8 protein-coding genes are annotated in these 7,280 nt (G+C 63.2%); 6 read left to right on the top strand and 2 right to left on the bottom strand.

Annotated features, from left to right (window positions below; genetic code table 11):
- Positions 1-142 precede the first annotated feature (142 nt).
- Together ctaD and coxB are read right to left on the bottom strand one after the other, a co-directional pair.
- Positions 143-1,831, bottom strand: coding sequence for a cytochrome c oxidase subunit I (gene ctaD, locus K0M74_RS03130; RefSeq protein WP_293967858.1), 1,689 nt, complete (start codon positions 1,829-1,831; stop codon positions 143-145).
- Positions 1,832-1,846: 15 nt separating this feature from the next.
- Positions 1,847-2,920 (bottom strand): cytochrome c oxidase subunit II, encoded by a 1,074-nt coding sequence (gene coxB, locus K0M74_RS03125; RefSeq protein WP_293967855.1) that lies wholly within the window; start codon positions 2,918-2,920, stop codon positions 1,847-1,849.
- 233 nt (positions 2,921-3,153) lie between these two features.
- On the opposite strand from coxB, the gene pyrE reads away from it, so the two are divergent.
- Genes pyrE through K0M74_RS03095 form a run of 6 tightly spaced genes read left to right on the top strand, consistent with a single transcriptional unit; the run spans position 3,154 to position 7,068 of the window.
- A complete protein-coding gene (gene pyrE, locus K0M74_RS03120) occupies positions 3,154-3,738 on the top strand; it encodes an orotate phosphoribosyltransferase (RefSeq protein ID WP_293967852.1) in 585 nt (194 codons plus the stop codon).
- Entirely contained in the window at positions 3,735-4,466 is a 732-nt protein-coding gene (locus K0M74_RS03115; protein ID WP_293967849.1) for a pyridoxine 5'-phosphate synthase, read from the top strand. Before pyrE ends, K0M74_RS03115 begins: the two co-directional genes overlap by 4 nt.
- On the top strand, positions 4,463-4,696 hold the full coding sequence (locus K0M74_RS03110; RefSeq protein ID WP_293967846.1) for a hypothetical protein: 234 nt from the start codon (positions 4,463-4,465) through the stop codon (positions 4,694-4,696). Before K0M74_RS03115 ends, K0M74_RS03110 begins: the two co-directional genes overlap by 4 nt.
- Positions 4,693-5,094, top strand: coding sequence for a holo-ACP synthase (gene acpS / locus K0M74_RS03105; protein ID WP_293967844.1), 402 nt, complete (start codon positions 4,693-4,695; stop codon positions 5,092-5,094). Before K0M74_RS03110 ends, acpS begins: the two co-directional genes overlap by 4 nt.
- 7 nt (positions 5,095-5,101) lie before the next feature.
- Complete coding sequence (gene lepB / locus K0M74_RS03100) at positions 5,102-5,944, top strand: signal peptidase I (RefSeq protein WP_293967841.1); 843 nt, start codon at positions 5,102-5,104, stop codon at positions 5,942-5,944.
- 11 nt (positions 5,945-5,955) lie between these two features.
- Positions 5,956-7,068 carry an AI-2E family transporter gene (locus tag K0M74_RS03095; RefSeq protein WP_293967838.1) on the top strand — a complete coding sequence of 371 codons (1,113 nt, stop codon included), beginning with the start codon at positions 5,956-5,958 and terminating at the stop codon, positions 7,066-7,068.
- Positions 7,069-7,280: the final 212 nt, after the last annotated feature.

The following is a 7,280-nucleotide window of genomic DNA, read 5'->3' as shown; positions in this document are numbered from 1 at the left end:
CACGCCGCGAGGTTCTGAGGAAGGGAATTTGCGCGATGCATCGGCCCAACCAAGCACGGCGTTTCCAACATGTATCAAACAATCGACGAAAACGCCCCCGAAGTTTACTTCCGGGGCGTTTCGTTCTCTAGCCAGTCGGCTCTCAGTGATGCTTGTCGTCGTCGATCACCGGAAGCGTCTCGAACTGGTGGAACGGCGGCGGGCTCGACAACGTCCATTCGAGCGTCGTCGCGCCCTCGCCCCAAGGATTGTCAGCAGCCTTCTTGCCCGCGACCAGCGACCACAGGATGTTCACGAAGAAGATCAGGACGCCAACCGCCATGATGACATAGCCGTAGGACGAGATCAGGTGCCAGAAAGCATAGGCTTCGGGATAATCCGGGTAACGGCGCGGCATGCCCTGCTGGCCCAGGAAGTGCTGGGGGAAGAACAGGACGTTCACGCCGATGAAGAAGATCCAGAAGTGCAGCTGGCCCAGGAACTCGTTGTACATCCGCCCCGACATCTTCGGGAACCAGTAATAGAAACCGGCGAAGAGCGAGAACACCGCACCCAGCGACAGCACATAGTGGAAGTGGGCGACGACATAATAGGTGTCGTGCAGGTTGGTATCGACGCCGCCATTGGCGAGCACGACGCCGGTCACGCCGCCGACGGTGAACATGAAGATAAAGCCGAGCGACCAGACCATCGGGGTCTTGAAGCTCATCGAACCGCCCCACATCGTGGCGATCCAGCTGAAGATCTTGATCCCGGTGGGAACTGCGATGACCATCGTCGCGGCGGTGAAGTACATCTTCAGGTTCACCGACATGCCGACGGTGAACATGTGGTGCGCCCACACGATGAAGCCGACGACGCCGATCGCGACCATGGCATAGGCCATGCCGAGGTAGCCGAACACCGGCTTGCGGCTGAAGGTCGAGATGATCTGGCTGACGATGCCGAAGCCCGGCAGGATCATGATGTACACTTCGGGGTGGCCGAAGAACCAGAAGAGATGCTGGTAGAGGACGGGATCGCCGCCACCTGCCGCATCATAGAAGGTGGTACCAAAGTTACGGTCGGTCAGCAGCATGGTGATCGCGGCAGCCAGAACCGGAAGCGCGAGCAGCAGCAGGAAGGCGGTGACCAGCACCGACCACACGAACAGCGGCATTTTGTGGATCGTCATCCCCGGTGCGCGCATGTTGAAGATGGTGGTGATGAAGTTAATCGCCCCCAAGATCGATGCCGCGCCCGCAAGGTGGAGCGAGAAGATCGCCATATCGACCGCCGGACCGGCCGACCCGCTGGTCGAAAGGGGAGCGTAAACGGTCCATCCGGTACCAGCGCCCAGGCCGCTGCCGCCCGGGACGAACATCGACCCGACCAGCATGACGAAGGCGACGAAGGTCAGCCAGAAGCTGACATTGTTCATGCGCGGGAACGCCATGTCGGGCGCACCGATCATCAACGGCACGAACCAGTTGCCGAAACCGCCGATCATCGCGGGCATGACCATGAAGAACACCATGATCAGACCGTGCGCCGTGATCATCACGTTCCAGAAATGCTTACCCTGAACGTCGCCCGCGGCGCCGTCGAAGAACTGCGCCCAGCCGGTCAGATACTGGATGCCGGGTTCGGCGAGCTCAAGGCGCATCATCCCCGAAATCACGCCGCCAACGATACCGGCGACAATTGCGAAGATCAGGTAGAGGGTGCCGATGTCCTTGTGGTTCGTCGACATGAACCAGCGGACGAAAAAGCCCGGGGTGTCGTGATCATGGTCGTCATGCGCGTGATCGGCATGGCCATGGGCGGGTGCAGTTGCAGCGATATCGGTCATCTGTCGGACCCCTTATTAATTCGTGGCGGCCGGCGCGGCGGCAGGCGCCGCTGCCGGGGCAGCTTCGGTCGTGGTGGTGGCCGGCGTCGCGGCGAGCGCCGGAGCAGCGGCAGCCACTGCCGCTACGGGGCCAGCCGGATTGCCGCCCTTCGAGCGGACCCAGGCCTCCCACTTGTCGACGGGCAACACTTCGACGGCGATCGGCATATAGCCATGATCGACACCGCACAGTTCCGAACATTGGCCGTAAAAGACGCCGACCTTGTTCGCTGTGAAGGTGGTTTCGTTGGCGCGGCCAGGGACCGCGTCCATCTTGGTCCAGAAGGCCGGGACCGCGAAGCTGTGGATCACGTCGGCGCCGGTGATGATCAGCTTCACCTGACGGCCAACCGGAACGACCATGCGGTTGTCGACCGCGAGCTGATAGGGCTCGCCTGCGGCCTTGGCATCCGCTTTGGGCAGCATTTTCGACACATATTCGCCGATACCCTGGTCGGGATAGGCGTAACCCCAATACCATTGGTATCCGGTGACCTTGATCGTCAGCGCTTCCTTCGACGGCGGTTCATATTGCTGTGCGAGCAGTCGGATCGACGGCACCGCGATCACCGCGAGGATCAGCACCGGAATGGCGGTCCAGATAATTTCGATGAAGGTGTTGTGCGTTGTTTTCGACGGAACCGGGTTGGCTTTGGCTCGGTAACGGAACACCACCCACAGCAGCAGCCCCAATACGAACAGCGTGATGACGGTGATCACCGGCAGCAGGATGACATTGTTGAACCAATAGGCCTGCTCGCCGACCGGGCTGACCTGCGGCTGGAAATCGATGCCCTTGGCGACGGGCTGGCCGATACCGGGAGTGGGCTTCATCGGCACATAGTTCGCATCGCCGGCCGGAACGGCCGCTTCGGTCGTTGCGGGAGCAGCCGTCGGCGCCGCCGCATCAGCAGCAATTGGAGCCGGATTCGCTGCAGTCGCCGCAACCGGTGCTTCGGCCGGAGCGACAGCGGGTGCCTGCGCATGGCCGACGCCCACCGCGCCCAGCGACAAAGCTGCCGCAATTACAAGGGTTTTCAAGCTCTTCATAAGAATAGTGCCGCCCGTTGCCTGTTGTTCTTTATCATGGTTCCTCCCCTCTTCGGCAGCGGTCGGACAGGCGTCGCGACAGCCGGAGGATGGGCTGAATCTCGCGGGCGCTATAGACCCGCTTGCCGCTTGCCTCAAGCATCTCTAACACTATTTTACGGCTGGATAATCTTCGCCGCCAAAACCCGGTCGCCCGCACAGGGCGACGCACTGGATAAAAGAACAATTCTCCCATGACCGATGATGAAATCCTGGCCGAATTCCGCGCCGCCGAAGCCTTGCTCCAGGGCCATTTCCTGCTCTCGTCCGGCCGCCACAGCGAATATTATCTGCAATGCGCGCGCGTGCTGATGGATACGGAGCGCGCCGGACGGCTAGCCGTCGCGCTCGCCGCGAAGCTTCCCCGCGACCTGAAACAGGCGATCGACGTCGTGGTGTCACCTGCGATGGGCGGCGTCATCATCGGGCATGAAATGGGCCGCGCGCTCGGCAAGCCCGCGATTTTCGTCGAACGGCCAACCGGCACCTTTGAACTGCGCCGCGGCTTCACCATCGAACCCGGTGCCAAAGTGTTGATGGTCGAGGATGTCGTGACCACCGGCCTGTCATCGCGTGAGGCAATGGCGTGTGTCACAACAGCAGGCGGTGAAGTGATCGCCGAGGCGGCGCTGGTCGATCGCTCGGCAGGCAGCAATGTCGACCTAGGCGTCCCCTTCTATCCCCTCGTTGCAATAAACTTTCCGACCTATGCCCCCGACGAGCTTCCCGAACATCTGGCGGGCAGCGAAGCGATCAAGCCCGGGAGCCGCGCGAATTGACGGGTCGCCTCCGCCTTGGCGTCAACATCGACCATGTCGCGACGATCCGTAACGCGCGCGGTGGCGAGCATCCTGATCCGGTGCGCGCCGCCGAAATCGTCGCGGCGGTCGGCGGCGATGGCATCACCGCGCATCTGCGCGAGGACCGGCGCCATATCCGCGACGATGATCTCGCACGCATTCAGGCCGCGACCGACCTGCCGCTGAACCTGGAGATGGCGGCGACCGACGAAATGGTCGCGATCGCGCTGCGCCACAACCCGCACGCCGCGTGTATCGTTCCCGAAAAGCGCGAGGAGCGCACGACCGAGGGCGGGCTCGACGCCGCAGGACAGCATAACCACCTTGCCCCCATCGTTGCGCGGTTGAGCGACGCGGGCATTCGAGTCAGCCTGTTCATCGAGCCCGACGCGCGGCAGATCGAGGCGGCAATGATGCTGCGCGCGCCGGTCGTCGAGTTTCACACCGGCCGCTATGCTCATTGCGAGGGCGAGGAACGCGCGGTCGAACTGCGACGTATCGCCGATGCCGCGGCGCTGGCGTGGAAAAATGGCATCGAACCGCATGCCGGGCATGGTCTGACCTATGAGAATGTCGTCCCGGTTGCGGCGATCCCGCAACTCGCCGAGCTTAATATCGGGCATTATCTGATCGGCGAGGCGATCTTCACGGGGCTGGAAGATGCGGTGCGGCGGATGCGGGCGCTGATGGATGAGGCGAGAGGGTGAGCGGACCCCAAAACACCCTCCTGCTCGTCTCGGGTCTTCTGAAGGTCGGGGCAACGCTGCTGATCCTGCTGATGTTCGCGAAGCTCGGGTGGGATGTCGTAAGCGGTCGCATGGTGGAAATTCCCCCGATCTTGCTCATCGCGATCGGCGCGACGCTCGCCGCGCAGCTGGCTGCCTGGGCCGGCTGGCGATTCGCCTCGCGCCGCCAAACCGAGGACCGCGGCAGGTGATCATCGGCCTCGGCTCCGACCTCTGTAATATAGAGCGTATCCAGAACTCGCTCGATCGGTTCGGCGAGCGTTTCGAAAACCGCGTCTTCACCGAAGTGGAACGCGCCAAGGCGGCGCGCCGCCCCTTCACCCGCGCCGGCACCTACGCCAAGCGTTTTGCCGCCAAGGAAGCTTTCTCGAAAGCTGTCGGCACGGGCTTCAAGCGCGGGGTGTTCATGAAGGACATCGGCGTCGTCAACGCGCTGTCGGGCGCGCCGACGCTGGCGCTTACCGGCGGTGCGGCGGTACGGCTCACCGCGATGATCCCGGCGGGTCACACCGCACACATCCACCTGACATTGACCGACGACCATCCGTGGGCGCAGGCGTTCGTCATCATCGAAGCAATCAAGGACTGACCGGACCATGGCGAAGAACAAGGCGCAGGACGACGGCAGCTGGAGCAAGCTGATCCGCGACATCATGGTGATCCTGCTGCTCGTGCTGGGTATCCACAGTTGCGTCGCCAAGCCTTTCTATATCCCGTCCGATTCGATGATGCCGGTGCTGCGCAACGGCGACCGGCTGATCGTGAGCAAATATCCTTATGGCTGGTCCTATGCCTCGGTGAGTTTTCACCTTGCGCCCAAAACCGAAGGCCGCCTGTTCGGCAAGCTGCCCGAGCGCGGCGACATCGTCGTGCTCGAACATCCGGTGACGCGGATCGACTATATCAAGCGCGTCATCGGCCTGCCCGGCGACACGATTCAGCTGACCAACGGCGAACTCACTATCAATGGCAAGCCGGTGAAGCGTGAGGTGCAGCCGCTGCTGGCAATCCCCGTCGATCCGAACCTGCCGAGCATGGGGAGCAGCATCGACCGCTTTATCACCCGCGGCGCCAACGGGCGCGAGATGCTCGAACTGCCGATCGTGCGCGAGACGCTGCCCGGCGGCGTGAGTTTCGATACCATCGATATGGGGCCGGGGTACACCACCGACGATTATGGCCCGATCAAAGTGCCCGCCCGCCATTTGTTCCTGATGGGCGACAACCGCGACGGCAGCGCCGACAGCCGGGTGGACACGTCGCAAAAGGGGCTCGGCGGCCCCGTCCCGTTCGATGTCATCGCGGGGCGTGCCGAGATCATCAGCTTTTCGACCGACGGCACCGCAATATGGTACAATCCGCTCAGCTGGTTCAACGCCCTGCGCTCTGGCCGAGCGGGAACCGACTTGCGCCCCGAACGTAGCAGCACAGCAAAATAGGGAGCGAGTTCATGGTGGAGCGGGTCGAGCGGAAAGAGCGCGCCCAGGCGCGTGCCAAGGCTACCGCAAATGCCCCGGGCCCCACCGAAATTCGCAGCCACCTCGTTCGCACCGAATTGCTCAAGGCCAGCGCCTGGCTCGGCCTCGCGCTGCTCATCGCCGCGTGCATCGTCCTGATCCAGCCGATCCTGCTGATTTTTGCGGCGATCGTTACGGCCGCAATCCTCGACGGCGGCACCCGCCTGCTCGGCCGCGTGCTGCCGATCGGACGCGGCTGGCGCCTACTGATCGTCTGCCTGTCGGTGCTGCTCTTCATGATCTGGACCGCTATGTTCGCCGGATCGCAGATCGCGGCGCAGGCGGTGAGCCTGCAAAGCGTGGTGATGGCGCAGATCGAGCGGCTGGCGGCATGGGCGAGCGATCATGGCATGGGCAGCTTCCAGCTCGATACCAAGACGATCTCGGACAATTTCGCCGGCACCTTTGGCCGCGTCACCGCAGCAGTCGGCTCGGTCGTTGGCGCATTCACCAGCCTGGTGATGATCCTTGTCCTCGGCGTGTTCATTGCGATCGAACCGCGACTGTATGAGCGCGGCGTCGCGTGGATGCTGCCGATGAAGAACCGCGAAAATTTCTACATCACCACCGCGCGCATGGGGTTCACCCTGCGCCGATTGATGGCGGGCCGCCTGCTCGGCATGTTCGTCGAGGGGGTCGGCACCTGGCTTGCCTGCATGGCGGTCGGCATCCCGATGGCGGCCTTGCTCGGCCTGCTGACCGGGCTGCTCGCCTTCATTCCCAATATCGGCGCGATCGTTTCCGGCGTGCTGCTCGTGCTCGTTGGCTTTTCGGCCGGGACCGATGCCGGACTGTGGGCAATCGTTATCTATCTCGTCGTGCAGACGGTCGACGGCTATCTGATCGTGCCGATGGTCGCCAAAAAGACCGTCGACCTTGCCCCTGCGCTGGTGCTCGGCGCGCAGATCCTGTTCGGCGCGCTGCTCGGCATCATGGGGCTGTTCCTCGCCGACCCAATCGTCGCGATGATCAAGGTCGCGCTGGAGCGCGAGGCCGAGCGCAATGCTGGGGCCGCGCCGAAGGTTGGGAAAGCGGCGGCTGACTAGAAGTGTCGCCCCCGCGAAGCCGCGGGCCGCTGTCGACGTAGCGCAAGGTTGTTTGCATCCCCCGCCTTCGCGGGGGCGACGATCATATCATTGCTGCGGCGGCGCGCCCCGCGGCGGGCCCGCCCGGCCCCCCCCCCCCCGCGCCCCCAGCCTAATTTTTTTGTAGACGCTCAAAAGCTGGGTTTGGATGATAAGATGTCGCATAGACCCTC

The sequence above is a fragment of the Sphingopyxis sp. genome (assembly GCF_019459305.1).
Lineage (GTDB): Bacteria > Pseudomonadota > Alphaproteobacteria > Sphingomonadales > Sphingomonadaceae > Sphingopyxis.
This window is presented reverse-complemented; position numbering and strand designations above follow the sequence as displayed.

Excerpts from the sequence above, each read along its gene's own strand:
- ctaD (WP_293967858.1), bottom strand. The coding sequence starts at position 1,831 with ATGACCGATATCGCTGCAACTGCACCCGCCCATGGCCATGCCGATCAC.
- coxB (WP_293967855.1), bottom strand. The coding sequence starts at position 2,920 with ATGAAGAGCTTGAAAACCCTTGTAATTGCGGCAGCTTTGTCGCTGGGC.
- pyrE (WP_293967852.1), top strand. The coding sequence starts at position 3,154 with ATGACCGATGATGAAATCCTGGCCGAATTCCGCGCCGCCGAAGCCTTG.
- lepB (WP_293967841.1), top strand. The coding sequence starts at position 5,102 with ATGGCGAAGAACAAGGCGCAGGACGACGGCAGCTGGAGCAAGCTGATC.
- K0M74_RS03095 (WP_293967838.1), top strand. The coding sequence starts at position 5,956 with ATGGTGGAGCGGGTCGAGCGGAAAGAGCGCGCCCAGGCGCGTGCCAAG.